This window comes from Mesorhizobium sp. P170090 (genome assembly GCF_057786115.1).
On sequence record NZ_JBYNWH010000001.1, the window covers coordinates 1,841,847 to 1,859,358 of the forward strand.

Consider the following 17,512-nt stretch of genomic DNA (forward strand, 5'->3'; position numbering starts at 1 on the left):
CCGCAACGCATCACGCGAAAGTTCGCGTCGCACGCCGCGACGCGGATGAGCTTTAACCCGGATCTGATTGTCGAGCGGAACAAGTCGTATCGAGCCGGGTTCCCCGGGTTTGCTCCCTCCAATAGTCGCAAATCGGGATACTTGATCAACAATATGCAGCCAGCCTGCACCAACAACAGTTTGAGGACAATGTATCAAGTTTCATGGGGACTCCTCGACTAAGGGCGGGAAAATGAGTCTAACCAAGCTACTGTTTCGCTCACGACGCTAAAATCCCTCTCTTTGTGAGCGGCTGAAGCAAAAATAGGAAGTAAGATAATGGCGCCACGCGCTCGCAAGAAAACAAAAATGATCGGCACGATTGTGCCGATCGCCAGAAATAAAAAAATCCCGTTTGAGATAATTGATGACAGGTTTATCTCTAATTGGCTGGCTGAGCAAAAGTTGGCGGGTGTGGATTATATTTCATTTCACACGCCCGACGAGCATGAAGCGGCAACTGGTGGCTTTGACTATTGCGAGCGGCTGGCGAATGAAGACGTACTGTCGGCGGCTGCATTCGAGGCGAGGAAGAAGGGGTGCGATTCAGTCGTGTGGGCTTGCACATCTGCTAGTTTCTTTAGAGGAGTGCAGTATGCACGCCGACAGATACAACTGCTCTCAGAAAGTGCCGCGGCGCCGGCTACCAATACGTCAATGGCGTTTTTGGCAGCGCTCGACGCTCTCAGAGCAAAGAGGGTTGATGTCGTGTTGCCCTATTCACCTGAAATTGCGAAAATGATGGTCTCATTCCTCTCTGAGGTCGATATCGGCGTTGGACGCGTGTGGCACATGGAGGCTCCCACGAGCGGAGGTTTTTTTGAAATAGACTGCGAAGCTGAACTGGCGAAGTTTGTGTCGTCAAGGCCATTTTCCACGGATCCAATTCTAATTCCCTGTACTGCAATCAGCTCCTTGAAACGCGTGGAAGCTTTTGAGAAGATTTCGGGACGGCCGGTCATCACCGCCAATCAAGTCACCGTTTGGCATGCACTCGTGCTCGCCGGGCTGACACCCAGCATCTTAGATGCGGGCTCGTTCCTTAGATCATGCGCGCAGACAGGCAATGGAGCATTCCGTTCACCGCTGGAGAATTGAGAGTGAGTACAACCGAAGGCTGTGTTCTTCCATGAGAAAAATGGCGTCCGGCAGTCATCAATGCTCGAAGCCGGACCAGATTTGCACGAGTTGCAGTTCCTATTTGTCTGTGAATGAACGCTCTTCATTAGCTGCGGTACTTTGACTGCTCGACCGGGGGAGAATGAGACTTTTCTGCCCAACGTGTGTGGTCGCTACCCAGAGTAGGGGCGCGACCAGTCCGACGCACGAACAGTTTTAAACCCAGCCGCCAACCCTGCGGTCGAGGCGTTCGCTCGCCGATCTGCGCGCGCGAAGCAGCGAATCGCACTCGATACTCCGACCCCCGGACCGCGCCGTCGCCTGCCGCGTCGACATTCCCTCGTCGCAAACTTTCAAGACCTGGGACCAAGACCCTCGCTGAGTGCTGAGTGTCCCTTGCCCATATTCTTGCATCCTTGCCGCCGTGCCTGATTGGCATTAGCTTTCCGGCAGAAGCTGCAGGACGCACGCCGATCCCTGGCGGCAAGAACGCTTGGCAAAACGCTGGGTTCGCAAAGTGGTCATCTTGAATATATTGCCGATAGACCCCGCATTGTTCGCCAACCTATGGCGCGAGGCCGGTTTGGAACAGCTGTCCCCAGCCGGGCACGGCATCGCTGCATCCCGCAAGACGCAGGGCGTGCCAGCACAGCGCCTGATTAGACGTGATGAGGTGCTTGGCCGTCTGTTTCTCGATACTGTCGATCACCGAGGCGGCGCGCATTTGCGTACAGGCGATTACCAGGGTGTCGACGTCCGCTCCGTTGATCACGCGCGTAGCCGCAAGTTCGATACTTGCGGGTGAGATGAAAGGAGCTTCGTCTCCGATATTGCCGTTGGCGTTGTGAAAGGCTCCTGCCACCACGACCTCACCACCGGTTGCTTCAATGCCCGTGATCATCCTCTCGGCGATATCACGCGGGTAGGGCGAGACATATGCGATGCGTTGCGAGCCAAGTGCGCGAAGAGCGGCCACAATGCCGGTGAATGGGTCAGTCACCAATGCGTTTGGATGAACGTTCTGGATGTGGCGGCGCAGCTCGTCGGGGCCGATGATCATTGCGGCAGAGGTGCATCCGAGGGCAACCACGTCGGAAGGCCGCAGGTTGTTGATCTGTCGCACTGCTAGATCGATATCATCGGCTTGTTTGCGAAGAACCTCCATAGTGACCGCCTTATTTTTCTGCCGGGCCGCTAGCACACGGCTTTCATAGAGGGCGACGCCGGGCAGATCGAGCATGGCGCGCGCCTCGCGGGACAATGTCTGATCATTTGAAATGACCACCATTCCGATATGAGCACGCGAACCAAAGCCCGCGTCCAGCTCAAAATCTAGATCTGTCCATCTGCGTTTGGTCGGGAAGGTCTTGAGCTGTGCCATACAAGTCACCTGGGGAATTCGCTTGCCCGCAACGTATAATAGGTATACTCGTTTCGTCAAACGGCGGCAAGTCGCCAGATGTCCGGTCGGCCTTACTATGCAGTCGCCGATTGAGCAGGTGGTCGACGTTCTAGAGCCGACCGACGTTCGTGGAATGCGTACGGGTTCGAGTGTTCGGCATCGGCTCCTTCAGCCTGATAGACAAGCTTGAGAGCCGGTTTCCTGCTGCGCAGCCTACAGAGTGCAGATTTCATTTGGCCTATCGATGATCAAAACGCCGGCAGAGATCGCCCAGAACGACTTGCGCTTGAGATCGCGCATGACGCATTTCACCATTGGCTGTCTGATCCTGGGAATGACGGAGAGGCAGTTCGCCAAGGCGCTTACGCTGAACCTCATTGAGCGCGGCGCTGAATCGGTTCCCCGGCTTACAGTGCGGTTCGGACGCAAGGATATGACTTACAGTCTACCGCCGACCGATCCGCGCTGGCAGAGGACGATTTCATCGGCGTTGATATTGGTGCCGTTTTTCGGCCTTGATTGCCCAAGTCAACCCGATCGCCAAGGCGGGCCGCGTCACCAATGAAGAGCAAGACATCGCCAGGTTCGAGACATGACGATTGCGACCTTGTCCGCAATCAAGCCCGGTATGCCGGGGTCGATGTGTATGGGGTGTTCGAGGGCTTTCGCGACGGAGTGGGAGTTCGGGTTCAAGTGTAACTGCATCCCGAATCGGCCATGGCTCCGGTCGTAACCTGACGGACCCGCCGTCGATCGCGGCCACCTCGAAGGAGGTGCTTCAGAAAGCAATGATTATTCACGTCAAACCGAAATACGAACTGGATGGTGGGGTGTTTCAGATCGAGGAGGTCGCCGTCGTGACGAAGGATGGCGCCGACCCGATCAGCGGGCTCTCCGAAGAAAAGTTTCCGGAAAATGGGATCTAGTGCAGAACAATCCGCCCGAAGCCATGACGCGAAAATAGCGAGAGCCAATGAGTTTCATCAGCATCATGCGAGGGATATTCGAGGGCTTCAATATCACCGCAGTCATCACCGGACTGGGTTTGTGCTATGCGATCCCCTTTGCCTTGGTTGCCGGAGTTCTGCAGCATTTTCTGCGTGGTTGGGCATACCTCGGAATTACTGCTATTATCGAATTCTGGCGCAGTTCGCCCGTTATCGTGCTGCTGTATGCCTTCTATTACTCGTTGCCGGCTTTCGAGATCTACCTGTCGGGAATCGCCGTGGGGGCACTGGTTTTGGGGCTCAACATTGGCGGGTATGGCAGCCAATCAGTCCGTGCGGCGCTACAGGCGCTCGATCGGGGGCAGAAAGAGGCGGGACTGGCTCTCGGGCTAAGTCGGTTCGATGTGTTGCGGCTCATCGAGCTGCCACAGGCGATCGCCGCAATGATGCCGACATTCATCAATTTGGCAATCCAGCTTATCAAGGGCACTGCTCTAGTTTCGCTGCTGTCGCTCACCGACATGACGTTTCGCGCGAAGGAAATCTCGCAACTCAGCTACAATCCGGTGCGCATCTACTCTGGATTGCTTTTGGCTTATTTCATCGTCTGCTACCCGGTGACGATCCTCGGCCGTTATCTAGAGAAAAAACTCAGCAAAGGTCGGACGCGTATCAATGAGTTTTGACCTAGATTTTGCGATCGAGATCATTCCGCTGGTACTGAAGGGAATCGGCAACACGATCCTTGTGGCGATACTGAGCTTCATCGGCGCGTCGTTTGGGGGAATCATCCTGGAGACGCTTCGCCGGTCTCACTGGATAGTCCGTCCTTTGGCGCAGCTGCTAATTGATGCAATCCGCTCCACACCTGTTCTGGTCCAGCTCTATTTTATCTATTTCGTTCTGCCCTATTACGGGATCACCCTGCCTGCTTTCTTTACCGGGGTTCTGGGGCTGAGCATCTACTACTCCGGATATCTGTCCGAGGTGTTCAAGGCGGGGATCGACGCCGTTCCGGCGGGGCAGAGCGAAGCCGCTTTCAGTCTCGGATTGAGTTGGTTCGACGGGTTAATTTTCGTCATTGCACCGCAGATGCTGCGAAATGTGGCGGCGCCCCTAGGCGCGTACTCCGTGTCGGTTCTAAAGGCGACGCCGTACCTTGCGGTCATTGCGGTCCCTGAAATGTTGGGAAGTGCATTCGATGTGTCCTCAGCAACTTATCGCTACGCCGAGCCAATGGCTGTCGCCGGGGTACTGTTTCTCGCTCTGGCTCTGATCGCCGTTGCGCTGGTCAGTCAGTTGGAACGTCGACTCGGGTTGACCTACAACAGCACAGGTAACGAGGTGCATCATGATCGCGATCAATCGTCAAGACATGCTGATTCGTAGCGGTCAAGCAGCCCAAGCGGATGTGGCCATTCGGATCGAGAACCTGTCCAAATGGTACAGCGATTTCCCAGTGTTGACTGACATCTATCTCGAGGTCGCACATGGCGAACGCATAGTCATTTGCGGCCCCTCGGGTTCCGGCAAATCGACACTCATCCGGTGCATCAATCAGTTGGAGGTGCATCAGAAGGGCCGTGTAGTCGTGAATGGAGAAGAGCTCCGCCCCGGAGTGAAAGGGCTAGCCGAGGTGCGGAGCAATGTCGGAATGGTGTTTCAACAGTTCAATCTGTTTCCGCATCTGACCGTGCTCAAGAACTGTACGCTTGCCTTGCGCCGTGTACCAAAAATCACCAAGGCAGAGGCAGAAGCCACAGCACTCGAAAATCTCGCGCGCGTGCGTATCGCGGAACAGGCACACAAGTATCCAAGCCAATTGTCGGGCGGGCAGCAACAGCGCGTGGCGATTGCCCGCGCGCTTTGCATGAAGCCTAAGGTGCTGCTTTTTGATGAACCGACCTCCGCACTTGATCCTGAGATGATCAAGGAAGTTCTCGATGTCCTGAAGCTATTGGCGAATGACGGGATGACGATAGTTTGTGTGACCCATGAATTGGGTTTTGCGCGCAACATCGCGGATCGAGTGGTCTTCATGGATGCAGGCAAAAATCGTCGAGCAAAGCGAGCCAGAGGAATTCTTCAGCAATCCCTCCAATGAACGCATCCGGGTGTTCCTTGAGCAGATATTGCATTAAGGGCCGTTTACAATCAGAACGTCCATAGCAATGCTGAAACGAGGTTGATGCGACCTGCAAGCAGGCGTCCGTCTTTTCGTAGGCCCGTTGCGATGCGTCGGAACGCCTTGAGCTTCTCGACGAAATGGCGCCACTTGTACATTTCGGCTTCGTGAGGGATGCGTCCGGCGCGGTCGGCTTTGGAGGGGACAACTGCGACGCCGCCGTGCTCGTTCAGATTGGCGCGCAGCCATTTGTCGTCGAAGGCTTTGTTGCCGATGAGGGCCTCAAAATTGGGACCCGTGATGAGCGGCTCGACCCCGATGCCGTCATGACGCTGGCAGGCGGAAGGAGGAAGCGGACGAGTTGGCCGAGGGCATCGAGGAGCGCCATGGTTTGGTGGTCAACCCGCCGCGAGTTGCGCGCACCCGGTTGACTTCTGGTTTATACTAGGTATACCGCTCGGAGCGTCTATCTTGAGGTCCGCACGAATCTTGGCAATGTTCGGTTTGGTGGGAAGTCGGAACAACGGTATGTGGGGCCTGTGAGCATTTCTCTGTTGGGAAGCGCGACGTCACTTCACGAGGCGATCCGGGAAAAACTTCTGGAGCGAATAAAGGGTGGGGCCTATCGGGCTGGTTCGCTCATCCCGTCCACGACAATGTTGAGCAAAGAATTCGGCGTCAGCGCCATTACCGTAAAGCGGGCGCTGCGTGATTTGCAGTCCTTGGGTATGCTGACGTCTATTACCGGAAAGGGGACGTTCGTAAAGCACAACAAGCGCTTTCTTCTTGAGCTAGATGCCTCGATGTCCTGGCTTGTGAATGCCAAACTGCGCCTCTTGTCGGTCGCCCGAGAGAAGATTGCGGAACCTGCGATGCAGACATTCGAGCCGCCGGAAGCTGCGATGCTGTGCGTCCGCAAGATTGTCTTCTCTGGGGATAATTCTCCCATCATGTACGATGCGGCTTACCTGTCGTCAGATGTCGATGGCCATATTGTTGATGAGTTCGGCGCCGGTTTCGTAACAAGCGTGCTTAATCGGCATAATATCAATATTACAAATATCAGAATAATTATTGATGCGGCGCCGGCTTCGGGAGAACCCGCCGAGGTTTTTGGGATCCCCAGCGGATACCCCATGCTTCGGCGGCTTTATCACATCACCACGGATAAGCCAGAAATGACCCTATATGGCATCACGGAATCCCCGTTCGACAGGCTGGGTTGCGTGTTCAATTTCCCTTCCGTGCCGCGAAAGGCCCAACTGTCCGAGTTTGTGAAGTGAGGGCCGGAAGGGCTTAGCTACGCAAGATTCTCCACGTTCAGACTTTCGCCGTCGCGATTGTTGCGGTCAGGAACCCGACACCGAGCAGTATCGCGTCACGTCCATTCTTCGTAACCGCTGTTCTCAGGCCACGGCCTTGAGCGGCGCGGGGGCATAGGCCCAGGGCAGCAGGTCGTCGAGCTGGCTTTGCGGATGGCCTGCGACGATGCGGGCGATGACGTCGGCGAGCTAGGCGTACGGGTCGACGCCGTTGAGTTTCGCGGTTTCTACGAGCGAGGCGATGGTCGCCCAGTGCTCGCCACCGCCGTCGGAACCGGCGAAGAGCGCATTCTTCCGATTGAGGGCGATTGGCCTGATCGAGCGTTCGACGACGTTGGAGTCGATCTCGACGCGGCCGTCGTCGAGGAAGCGACCAAGTCCGGCCCAGCGCGAGAGCGGGTAGCGGATTGCTTCTGCGAGCTTGCTCTTCTGGCTGACCAAGGTGAGCTTCTCGCGCAGCCATGGCTGGAGGGTATCGATGACGGGGCGGCTCTCTCCTGGCGGGCGGTTCGCCGCTCTTCGGGCGAGCGTCCCCGTATCTCGCTCTCAATCCTGTAGAGCTCGGCGATGCGCTGGAGCGCCTCGGCGCGGGTCCGGACTGGGCCAGTTCGTAGAACCGGCGACGGACATGCGCCCAGCAGAACGCTAGGCTCACGGCATTGCGCTCGGCCAACGCCCGGTATCCGGCGTAGCCGCCGACTTGCAGGATTCCGACGAAGCCCTGAAGGTGCCGGAGTGGCTGTTCGGCCTTGCGGTCGGGCGCATAGAGATAGGCGACACCGGGCGGATCGATCCCGCCCCAGGGGCGATCGTCGCGCGCATAGGCGAACAGCTGGCCCGTCTTGGTGCGGCCGCGCCCGGGATCGAGCACCGGCGCCGTGGTCTCGTCGGCGAAGAGCTTGCCGGACGCCTTCAGCCGCTCGAACAGCCGCTCGTGGATCGGCCGTAGCAGGAAGGCTGCCTTGCCGACCCAGTCGGCGAGCGTGGACCGATCCAGGTTCACGCCCTGCCGGGCATAGATCTGCGCCTGGCGATACAGGGGAAGATGGTCGGCATACTTCGACACCAGCACGTGGGCGACGGTCGCTTCGGTCGGGATGCCCCCCTCGACGAGGCGCTCCGCTGCGGGCGCCTGCACCACGACCTCCTCGCAGCTCCGGCAGGCATACTTCGGTCGGCGCGTGACGATGACACGGAATTGGGCCGGCACGATGTCGAGGCGCTCGGAGCGATCCTCGCCCATGACGTGCAGCATTCCCTTGCAGCACGGGCAGATCTTGTCGGGAATGTCGATGACCTGCTCGATACGCAGCAGGTGCGCGGGCAGTGCACCGCGGTTGGTGCGGCGCTTGCTGGCGCGAGCCTCGCGCTTGGCAGGGTCGGCGGTGTCCTCTGCGGCGAAGCCCTCCGCCTCGACCTGCTCGGCCTCTTCCAGGCCCAGCAGCAGCTGGTCGACTGGCAGGCTCTCTGCCCTGCGGCCGAAGCGGTGGCGCTGCAGTTCCTTGATGATCTGGCGCAGCCGCTCGTTCTCGGCGCGCTCCGCCGCGAGCATCGCCTGAAGCGCGATCGGATCGTTGGTCTGAGGCTCGGCCGGATTGCTCACAAGGCCGATTCAATCATGCATTCCAATGCTTTGCCAGCGTCTCTGGCCTACCATGGAATCAACTTGCCGCGACCGGCGCGCGCGTCTCGCGGGTGTCATGCACGCGCCGCCAATCCAACCCTTCCAGGAGCGCCTGCAATTGCGCCGCCGACAACCTCACCACGCCATCGGTGATGGCAGGCCAGCAGAACTTCCCGTCCTTCAGACGCTTCGCCAGCAGGCACACGCCGGTGCCGTCGAAGTACACCAGCTTGACCCGGTCGGCGCGCTTGGCCCTGAAGACGTAGACCGCGCCGGAGAACGGATCGGCGCCCATCGTCTCACGCACCAGCGCCGCCAGGCCCTCGGCCCCCTTGCGGAAGTCCACCGGCTTCGTCGCGACCATCACCTTGACCATACCCGTCGGCCCGATCACGACGGCGTCTTCAGCGCACGGATCACCGCCGCCACCGTCCTGGCGTCGGCGCCACGACCGACCCGCATGGCGACGCCGTCAATCTCCAGCTCGATCACGCCGGCTTCTCGCGCGGCCTTCCGCTTCCGTGTCGATCTCGCGCGCTTCCCCGCCGGTTCGGGTTCCTGTGCCGCGACCACTGCTGGAACAAACAACGGCTCCGGTGCCGGCGCATTCGCCAACGGCACCCGCGCGGACCGGCGCCAGGCGAACAGCTGCTGCCGGGACAATGCATGTCGCCGAGCCACCGCGCTCACGGTCTCGCCAGCATCGTAGCTTTCCGCCACGATCCGCGCCTTCTCCTCCGGCAACCATTCGCGCCGCCGTCCAGAACCCGTGAATATCTCAAGCCGTCGAACCGGCTCCTCGTCCCTGGAATTAAGCGTAAGCTCTGAAATCGTCATGTGTCGAAGCCCTCAAAGGCTCCGAGCATCGTGGCTCACGACCACGCGCGAAAGGTGGCGCCGGGACAGCGCTCACCATTCTTCTGCCGATGGCAGCTGATCGTGATCTGCACTCGGGGGCGTTCGCTTCTGAACGCCGTGCGGTCTGATCCGCCTCATACGGGCGCACCAAGGGGCTCGGTCTGAAGAAAGCTGAAAGCTGAAATGGTAACTCCCTGGATGCAACCGCCGCTCGGAACGCGGATATCTGAGGCAAACCTGACCACTTCTTCATTTCGTCGTCGCTATGTCACCCATGCGGACGCCTGATCCCGCCTTATGCCCGCGCAATGCTGCGATGATCTGCTCTTGCGTGAACCACTTTCTCTTCAATGGCCTGCCAGGTAGGGGCCGGATTGTTCTTATTCGGACGGAGTCGGAAATGGTGCGATGGACCAATCGATTAAGTCTACGGCATCCTGAAGTATCGTCGTGGTCTGAGCAAAGCTGGGTGAAACGGCGATGAGATGTCCGATCCAGTCTCGGTAGTCGCCTTTTCTGACGATCGGCATCTTGGGTTCAACATAGAATTTGGCCTCGATTATGCCTTCTACAGCAGCCGCCTGACTGTCGCCACTTATCCACTCGAGGGTGCCATCGCGATCAGCAATTAGAAGCCGCGCGGCCGCAGTGTACGAATGCCTTCTGCGCAAATCCCATTCGTCGCCTATCACGGCCTTGATGTGCTCGGTGACGAGATCGACACCGTAAGCCACCTGAACCAACCGAGGAGTGGGCGCGCCGCCAACACGCGGATTGACTTCAATGACGATTGGGCCCAGCTTCGTCCACCGGATTTCAACATTCGAGGGTCCCCAGCCAAGGTCCAGAGCTCGCAAACAGCTCAGCGAAACATCGGCGAGACGTTCATACTCTTCATCAGTAAGCGCGACCGGGAAGATCGACTCACGATAGACGAACTGCGGTGGGGGGCCAAAGCCTGTGGCGGAAATTCCGATAACCGCATTTCCCATCATCTGAGCGCCATAATGCGGGCCTTGTGCGAATTCCTCGACCAGTAAGCTCGGCGAAGACCGCCATATGTGATCGCCGCCCAAGAGATAGGCCGTATGTTCAGCCAACTCGTCGGCGTTGCGGCACAATTGGACACCGCTGCTGCCGCTGCCCACGACTGGCTTAAGAACTACTGGCAAGCCGATCTCCTCGGCGGCGCGTTCTACATCCGTCGCATTCCTCGCCAAGCGATAAGCAGGTACTGGAACCCCGGCCTTGGCGAGAAGCTGACGTTGAGTGAATTTGTTGCAGCATCGTTCAATCGATGCGGGGTTCGGTCCCGGTAGATCGAAACGCCGGCAGAGTTCGGAAGCCATCACACAGGCCAACTCGTCGGCGCCCGAAAAGCCGGTAATGCCCGAAATATCAAAGGTCGCACGTACCCGGGCACATTCGTGGATTAGCGCATCGAGATTGTCTGTATCGACACGGATTGCCTCAATTCCTTCCGCCATAAGATAGTCGTACTGAGTTGGATTAGCCGACAGAGTAATTGGATGCAGACCAAGACGCCGGGCCGCTTTCACGTATAGCAAACCAATACCACTGTGGCCTTCAACCAGGATGAGCGCCCTTTTTGTCATTGGCGTTGACCTCCGTTGCGTGCTGTGCGGCGGGCCGAGGTAAATAGGCATCACTGACCTCCGACTAGATTCTCGGTCCGTGATACGGCGTTGCTTGCATGCGCCGTGCCAAAGGAGAAGACGTGTTGAAACAACCTGATGGCGCTCATACCACTATGTCGCATGTCCGACATCGTCAGACATTGCCCGGATAAATGTCTGCGGTCCACAATTGCAGGCGGACGGCTGCGATGGCGTCGCTGAATGTGAAGCGGTTTGGTGTACCCTATGCCGCGGCATTGGGTACAGCGTCATAGCTGAGCAGGTTGTCGGCCCAAGTCGTGACGAGGGAATTGAGGCTGAGCGATGCAGGGGTGGCTCGATGCCAAGTCGGACCATTGAGGCTGGTCTTCACCCCGCGATGGCGCGCACTTCGGCAAAGGTGACCTCGACCTGCTAGCGTCGGACAAAGAAGGCAAGGATGTCCTACAGCAAGAGATCGCAACCCCTGCTGAAGAAGGCCTGCACCGGACGCTGGCCACTCGGATCACGGACGAGAACCCGTCTCAACGGCACGATTTTGCTGCCGGGGCGGTACCACAGTCCGGTGCCTGAAGTCGCCAGTTGGCATTTCTCCTCGCTGTTTGCCGCCTTCCGACGGCGCGTGGTTCACTCGGTGACGACCCGAACGCTGCCGCGGAACCCTTGCACCGTGAGCCGTCGCCACAGTCACCGATTGACAGGCTAATTGAAGACAATCTGTTTAAAGTCCGCTTAGTCGTCTGCTCCGAGCCGCTGGGAACGCAGTCGGATTACCCCGACGCCGTTATCGATCTCGATTTTAGTGCCAAACGTCTCGGAGAGTTCCTGAATTCTGTTCAAAATGGCGTGCCCTTGCGCCGCAGGAGCTAAGCGTGGCACCCCGCGGTTGGCAAACCTATTCAAACGACCGAGCTCAATCGGATAGAGCCTTATTTCGGCCAACTGGTTATCCTCGAAACAGCTCACGCTGACGACGCTTTCATAAAACTCTGCGTCGCGCAGCGGTATAAACCCCTCTGCCGTTGGATATCCTACTGCCATCTCATGCACGCTTACTTCGGCATCGGTATCAGTCCGAGGGTCCTTACCGTGTGCGTCGAACATGTCAGCACCGACCGGGGACCTTAGGTCCTGATTGAAGAAATTCCCCAAAGCGTAAAAGATTGGTCGGGCTTTGTAGATTTCGATGCCCCTGACATGATGCGGTCCGTGGTTTATGTATACGTCTGCTCCAGCATCGATCAGTTTGCGTGCAAATGCTTGTTCGTAGTCAGCCGGTTCACGGCTAAACCCCCCAGGCTCGTGTCCGTGGTTTGTTGCTATGCAAAAATCCCCGAACTGCTTTCCCTGACGCACGTTGCGCAGAATATTGTCGACGTCTCGTGGATTTGGTTCAAAGCTATATCCCGGCTTTTCGCCAGCTTTGAATATTACCCCTTCAATGGCCACACGCGACGCGTCTTTCGGGGGAGGTGCATACCAGGGGAGCGCTTCTCGCACCTGCCTTAGGTTCTCCAGCATATCTTTCGAGACCACGACACTTTTCGCCAAACGAAGGGCATTAAGACCTGGTCTGCCTGGTGCCTCGCCGGCAGGATTACACGCGCGAGCCATAGGCTCGAACGTGGCCGCAAAGGAGACCAACGCCGCTCTACCACGTGGAGTTTCCAAGTATCGGGCGGCGCCGGCTTGAGCCAGGTTTTCACCAGCGCCCGCATGGACGATCCTGCTTTCATCTAACGCGCGACTTGTCTCGCGCAAACCTTCAACTCCCCAGTCCAGTGTGTGATTATTCGCGCGGCTGACGATGTTGAAGCCCATCGCGCTCAGATCAGGCCCCACTTCCGCTACACTGATCAGATATGCTCCGCCATACTCTGCCTGAGGGCAACCTTTAGAGTGAACGGCCAAGATATTGGTCTCAAGGTTTCCGAAAACCACGTCGTTGCCATGTAAAATCTTGAGGACTTCTTCCAGACCTGGGTAATAGCCTTTTGTTACAGGCCGTCCGTAAAGAAGATCGCCAACTGCCGCCACTGTGAATCCATCAGCGATATTCGTAGCGATGGATCCAACTTCATCAAAACCATCGTCCTGAATAGCCATATGAGTGCTATTTTCACGTAGATCTCTTTCCATATGATCCCTCAGTTGCATGGCGCCAAATTCAACTTCATCGTGCTTGCGTTTTCCGATGCCTGAGGACCGAACCATGTTGCTCTGCCACGCCGCCCGCCGCAGACGGCACCCCCCATGAGACCTGTGAGCGCCTTGCGGCTGCCGGCGGCAGAAATTGTTGCCCACCAGAACCTCGGGCACATACCCCACCAGATTCGCTATCGTTCCGGCGGCGATGCACGCATTGAGTAGATTGCGTCGAGTAGTCGTCAACTTCCCTTTTTGTGAGCCCTGGCACAGTTACCCGCGCGCGTTCGGCCTTGTCTATCCCAAAGATTCGCCTACTGTTTCTCATAAGGCTGGTAGGCAGTCCAGGAAGGCTAGCACCGGTCAGAGGAGAGCCTGCCTCAAAATGCCGAAGTGCTGAAATGCGAGCAGCAAAAAGTGGGTTGGTTTGAAATGCATCGCCAACTCCGCCACCGCACAGGTTAATGCGGTGTGCCAGGCGCCTGAGTGGCTGGCAGCACCCGCCAACCGCAGTTGAGCCGCACGAATAGCCATATGGTCTACGGCTGGACCGGAGATGGCGCGGCGGTTTATGTATTCCACTACGTGCCGCTGATGCTGGACCCTTGGGCGCGGCCCCTCTGCGGTGGTGATCAACAGATGGGGTTCTCTGTGGAGCTGATTGCAAGCTCCTTCTCGGCGTATCCATGTTCCCTGCCGGCTCTGTGGTTCTCTTCCCGGTTAACACTGGGTCGCCGCATGTCAGCGTTCGGGACGTGGGTGCCTCGATGTAATCGACGCAGTACCTTATCAGGGCTGCGAGGTCACCAACGCCATCGTCCCGGCAGGGACATAACACCGCCAAAAAGGGCGGATGTTGCTATGGGCTTAGCTGGTGATCACGCGGTCGCCCCTCCTTCGACCAGTGGAATTCACTGCCGTCGATCCAGATCCGATGCATTATCACTGCCAGTTTGCGGGCGACGGCCACACGGGCTTCTTGCTGCCTATCCGCCGCGCCAGGCGCGCACCCCACGTTTGAGCGCAGACCATCTGCCGACCGAGCCAAGGGAGTGCCTCCAGCCTCGAAGAGGTAGCTGGGTGGGAGGGCATCACCGCATTTGACACAGACCCGTCAAGATCGACTTCTCCCGATTGATACCATCTCGGCGTCAAATCGAAGTCGGCACCAACACCAAATGAGCGGACAAAGCGCGCAGGATCATCCACCGCCGTGACGAAGCTGACGGCCGTCAAGACACCAATGCCAGGCACCGTCATCAACCTGCGGCAAGGATCGCTATGTTTGGCGAACCCGAGAAGGTGCTCCTCCAACGTTCTGATTTCTTGCTCAATGCGTGCGCGGACAGCCAGCAACGCTGAAACAGCCTCTTCAAGTCCAGGCACCCGCGCAGAACTCCTCATATTTCCTTCCACTGACTTTCCCTACAATCCTGCCGAATGTCTTCAAAAGCCCACGTATCTTTGTACCGAGATCGCGGCTATGTTGACCATCTGGGCACGGGAGGAAAGCAAGGTCCGCACGCGATGGCTGTCGAGGCTCTTGACCGCCACTTCTTTATACCAGCCGCTCCGAATAATCTGAGCTAAGCCATAGGCGCATTGTCATCAGTCTTGTTCAGTTGAACCGACAATGCCGCCTTCGCATGCCTGGCATCAAGGCAGACGACAGGAAGGCCGTTCTCCCGGAGGGCGTGCCAATGCCACGTGCACAACGGTCCCTGTTTCCAGGCCAATCTTCACAACTCATGGTGCATGCTTGCGAATGAGTTCAGTCAAGGCTTCAGGTGTTGAGGCAACCTTGCCACGCCACACCACGGCGCCCTCTTCGTCAAAGACGCACACCGATGTCAGGTCGAGGGAAACATCCAGACCAACAAAGTGCTTCATCATTCCAATTTCTCCACATGGCGAGATCAAACGTCAGCAGTTTAGCTGAGTGCTGGATGCTCCGCGATCACGCCATGTAATGGGCTTGAGCCTCATCTTTTGGCGGAGATGCCATCAAGTTGCTGCGCTTCGAGCTGATGATAAAACGTGGTCGGTTCCCTGGAACAGCCACAAGTCATCAGGACAGAGAGGCGCAGCATAAAACATTATGTAGGATTGGACGTCTCGGTGAAAGAGACCACAATTTGCATCCTCGACGATAGGCACGATGTGCCGCGACGTGAAGGTGCCGACCCATCCCGAGGATCTTGCGCCGGTGCTCAAGGATCCCGCCCGGCGGTTGGAATACGTCGGGCTTGAAGCCCGACCTTTGTCGCAATGGCCGTTCGAGGGGCTTGCCAAAGCCGGCTTGCCAGTGGTTTGCATTGAGACGCGCCACGTCAACGCCTTCCTGAAGGCCAGCCGAACAAGACCGATCGCAATGATGCGCGCGGATCGCGCAGATGATGCGGGTCAACTGTTCCGCCGGGTGCATGTCAAGACCCTGACGAGCCAGAAGCGCCGGGCGCCAGCTCTTAAAGGAAAGGCGATTGCCGTCGAGAACGACATCCGCGGGCTGTTGCGCGACTTCGGGCTCAAGGTGGGCAAGGTCGGTGCGGTCAAGTTTGAGGAGCGGATTCGCGAGCTCACCGAAGTCAATGCCCGATCAGGCCGAGATCGTCGAACAGCTGCACGACGCGCGCCGCAAGCAGCGCCAGAATTTTGCCGCCGTACACCGCAAGCTTCTGGCGATCGTCCGGGATGATGAGGTTTGCCGCCGGCTTATGTCGACCCCCGGTATAGGCGCCGTCGCGTCGTTGGCCTAGACCGCGCGATCGCTATCCCAGCCCGCTTCCGCAACTCCAAGGCGGTCGGTCCGATTTTGGGCCTGACGCCGGAGCTCCATGAATCGGGCGAAAGCCGCCGGATGGGCGGGATCTCGTTATGCAGCGACGGCATGATCCGAATGTTACTCTACGAGGCCGCGCAGACCCTGCTGACGAAATGGTCCTGGCTGAAATGCCAGGGCGATGGACGTCGCCAGGCGGCGCGGCTAGCGGAAACCTATCCTTGCGCTCGCCCGCCGGCTGGCGGTGATCATGCATCTCATCTGGAGCGGCGGCACACAGTTCCGTTGGACCAGGACGGAAATCATGCCGGTCGCCGGCTGAAAAATTGATAACATCGCTCTCCGACAGACGGGGACGACCAGTTCCACCTACGGGTGGAAAAGCTGTTCTTCGCGGGACGAGGATGAGGTGAGTTCGTAGATTGGCTTGGCTGGATTGCCCATCATCGGCAATCAAGACGCTCGACAGATTGTTCCCCCCCCATTCTTCTGAATCCCATAGAGCGCAGGACCAGAGCGCCGATCCCGGAGAGAAGCAAGGCCCCGCGAAAGACGTCCAATGTCGGCGAAGCGAAAAGAGCTAGAAGGCGCTTGACTTCAAAGCGCCGAATAGAGAAGCGCGTTGAATTAAGGGGCACGACGCCGGCAAGAAGGCCCGTCGGCCGCAAGCGCCATAACGCCCTCGATACCGACGGGCAGCTGCTCAAGGGTCAACCTCACGCCGGCGCACACTCCGAGAGCAGGCGCGCAGGCGATCCTGGACGCGATTCGTAAGCGCTCGGCCTGGGTAACGCACCGATTCGCCGACGGCGACTATGAGCTACGAAGCTCTACGCCGCATACCTTGACTTCGTAACCGATGTCCTCCGCCGCAGCGAGGACCAGAAAGGCTTCCAGGTCCTGCCCGCGGGGGGCCGAGCGCAACTTTGTATGTATGACCCGCTGGCGACGCCTCGTGCGCGATTTACGAGAAGCACACCGACGGGCCAGACGGTGAAGGGACTAGGCGGGTGCGCCAGCGTAAGTTGTCATTTCGCGGCGGAAATGACGACTTCAACCAATACATTCTCACCTAGATTCGCGACCCCAATAGTCGCCCGGGTGGGCAGATGCTCTGCGTGCAGCCATCTGAGCCAGCCATCGTTCATGGCACTTTTCTGCGAAAAGTCGGAGATGTAGATCATGGCAGTGATAAGTTTATCCTTGGAAGACCCGAAATGCGCGAGAATGTTGTCGATGTTTTTACAGATTTGCTCGGTCTGCCCCTTCATGTCCTGCGAGCAGTCCCCGGCGACGAGGCCTCCAAAGTAAAGGACCCCGTTGTATTCTACTACCCGGTGCATGATTTCCGTTTTGATATGACGATGTATCATATATACTCCTGCTTGATGATATTAGAGAATCACGTCAATAACTTTGTTTGTGAATCGTTGTTCGGTTTAGCTCGACCACGACCTATCTGCGGCGGAGCACGCTCCGATCACCTAGCTCTTTAATGTGAGAAGTTAGTACGTC

15 protein-coding genes and 3 pseudogenes are annotated in these 17,512 nt (G+C 57.9%); 9 read left to right on the top strand and 9 right to left on the bottom strand.

What is annotated here, in order from left to right; genetic code table 11:
• The first annotated feature begins 318 nt into the window (after nt 1–318).
• Complete coding sequence (locus AC3EML_RS08880; RefSeq protein WP_352522236.1) at nt 319–1,137, top strand: maleate cis-trans isomerase family protein; 819 nt, start codon at nt 319–321, stop codon at nt 1,135–1,137.
• Nucleotides 1,138–1,723: 586 nt separating this feature from the next.
• Here AC3EML_RS08880 and AC3EML_RS08885 read toward each other — a convergent pair.
• Nucleotides 1,724–2,539 carry a maleate cis-trans isomerase family protein gene (locus AC3EML_RS08885; RefSeq protein WP_352522235.1) on the bottom strand — a complete coding sequence of 272 codons (816 nt, stop codon included), beginning with the start codon at nt 2,537–2,539 and terminating at the stop codon, nt 1,724–1,726.
• Between the two features lie 319 nt (nt 2,540–2,858).
• Here AC3EML_RS08885 and AC3EML_RS08890 point away from each other — a divergent pair, with 319 nt between their 5' ends.
• The 6 genes and pseudogenes from AC3EML_RS08890 (at nt 2,859) to AC3EML_RS08915 (ending at nt 6,915) form a co-directional block, all read left to right on the top strand.
• Entirely contained in the window at nt 2,859–3,125 is a 267-nt protein-coding gene (locus AC3EML_RS08890) for a hypothetical protein (RefSeq protein WP_352522234.1), read from the top strand.
• Between the two features lie 34 nt (nt 3,126–3,159).
• The gene (locus AC3EML_RS08895) at nt 3,160–3,486 is read left to right on the top strand and encodes a M24 family metallopeptidase (protein ID WP_352522233.1); all 327 of its coding nucleotides are present in this window, start codon (nt 3,160–3,162) and stop codon (nt 3,484–3,486) included.
• 47 nt (nt 3,487–3,533) lie between these two features.
• Nucleotides 3,534–4,193, top strand: coding sequence for an amino acid ABC transporter permease (locus AC3EML_RS08900; protein ID WP_352522232.1), 660 nt, complete (start codon nt 3,534–3,536; stop codon nt 4,191–4,193).
• Nucleotides 4,183–4,896, top strand: coding sequence for an amino acid ABC transporter permease (locus tag AC3EML_RS08905; protein ID WP_352522231.1), 714 nt, complete (start codon nt 4,183–4,185; stop codon nt 4,894–4,896). Before AC3EML_RS08900 ends, AC3EML_RS08905 begins: the two co-directional genes overlap by 11 nt.
• Nucleotides 4,859–5,648: pseudogene (locus tag AC3EML_RS08910) on the top strand (amino acid ABC transporter ATP-binding protein). Before AC3EML_RS08905 ends, AC3EML_RS08910 begins: the two are co-directional and overlap by 38 nt.
• A 523-nt stretch (nt 5,649–6,171) precedes the next feature.
• Entirely contained in the window at nt 6,172–6,915 is a 744-nt protein-coding gene (locus tag AC3EML_RS08915) for a GntR family transcriptional regulator (RefSeq protein WP_352522230.1), read from the top strand.
• Nucleotides 6,916–6,952: 37 nt separating this feature from the next.
• Here the strand turns inward: AC3EML_RS08915 and tnpC are convergent, their stop codons facing one another.
• From tnpC to AC3EML_RS08950, 7 genes are all read right to left on the bottom strand, one after another.
• Entirely contained in the window at nt 6,953–8,557 is a 1,605-nt protein-coding gene (gene tnpC, locus AC3EML_RS08920; RefSeq protein ID WP_488376746.1) for an IS66 family transposase, read from the bottom strand.
• Between the two features lie 58 nt (nt 8,558–8,615).
• Nucleotides 8,616–8,954, bottom strand: coding sequence for an IS66 family insertion sequence element accessory protein TnpB (gene tnpB / locus AC3EML_RS08925; protein WP_435053502.1), 339 nt, complete (start codon nt 8,952–8,954; stop codon nt 8,616–8,618).
• Nucleotides 8,955–8,968: 14 nt separating this feature from the next.
• Complete coding sequence (gene tnpA / locus AC3EML_RS08930; RefSeq protein WP_352593672.1) at nt 8,969–9,415, bottom strand: IS66-like element accessory protein TnpA; 447 nt, start codon at nt 9,413–9,415, stop codon at nt 8,969–8,971.
• 401 nt (nt 9,416–9,816) lie between these two features.
• Entirely contained in the window at nt 9,817–11,052 is a 1,236-nt protein-coding gene (locus AC3EML_RS08935) for an ATP-grasp domain-containing protein (RefSeq protein ID WP_488505394.1), read from the bottom strand.
• Nucleotides 11,053–11,805: 753 nt separating this feature from the next.
• On the bottom strand, nt 11,806–13,212 hold the full coding sequence (locus AC3EML_RS08940) for a CapA family protein (protein WP_352522336.1): 1,407 nt from the start codon (nt 13,210–13,212) through the stop codon (nt 11,806–11,808).
• Nucleotides 13,213–14,160: 948 nt separating this feature from the next.
• Nucleotides 14,161–14,622: a transposase gene (locus AC3EML_RS08945; protein WP_352557373.1), complete on the bottom strand. Its 462-nt coding sequence runs from the start codon at nt 14,620–14,622 to the stop codon at nt 14,161–14,163.
• A 342-nt stretch (nt 14,623–14,964) separates the two neighbouring features.
• Complete coding sequence (locus AC3EML_RS08950) at nt 14,965–15,111, bottom strand: hypothetical protein (protein WP_352593690.1); 147 nt, start codon at nt 15,109–15,111, stop codon at nt 14,965–14,967.
• Nucleotides 15,112–15,306: 195 nt separating this feature from the next.
• Here AC3EML_RS08950 and AC3EML_RS08955 point away from each other — a divergent pair.
• Both AC3EML_RS08955 and AC3EML_RS08960 read left to right on the top strand, forming a co-directional pair.
• Nucleotides 15,307–16,319, top strand: a pseudogene (locus AC3EML_RS08955) (IS110 family RNA-guided transposase).
• Nucleotides 16,320–16,626: 307 nt separating this feature from the next.
• Nucleotides 16,627–16,961, top strand: a pseudogene (locus AC3EML_RS08960) (transposase); the annotation flags it as partial.
• A gap of 64 nt (nt 16,962–17,025) precedes the next feature.
• Here the strand turns inward: AC3EML_RS08960 and AC3EML_RS08965 are convergent.
• Nucleotides 17,026–17,370 carry a RidA family protein gene (locus AC3EML_RS08965; protein WP_352522318.1) on the bottom strand — a complete coding sequence of 115 codons (345 nt, stop codon included), beginning with the start codon at nt 17,368–17,370 and terminating at the stop codon, nt 17,026–17,028.
• Nucleotides 17,371–17,512 lie beyond the last annotated feature (142 nt).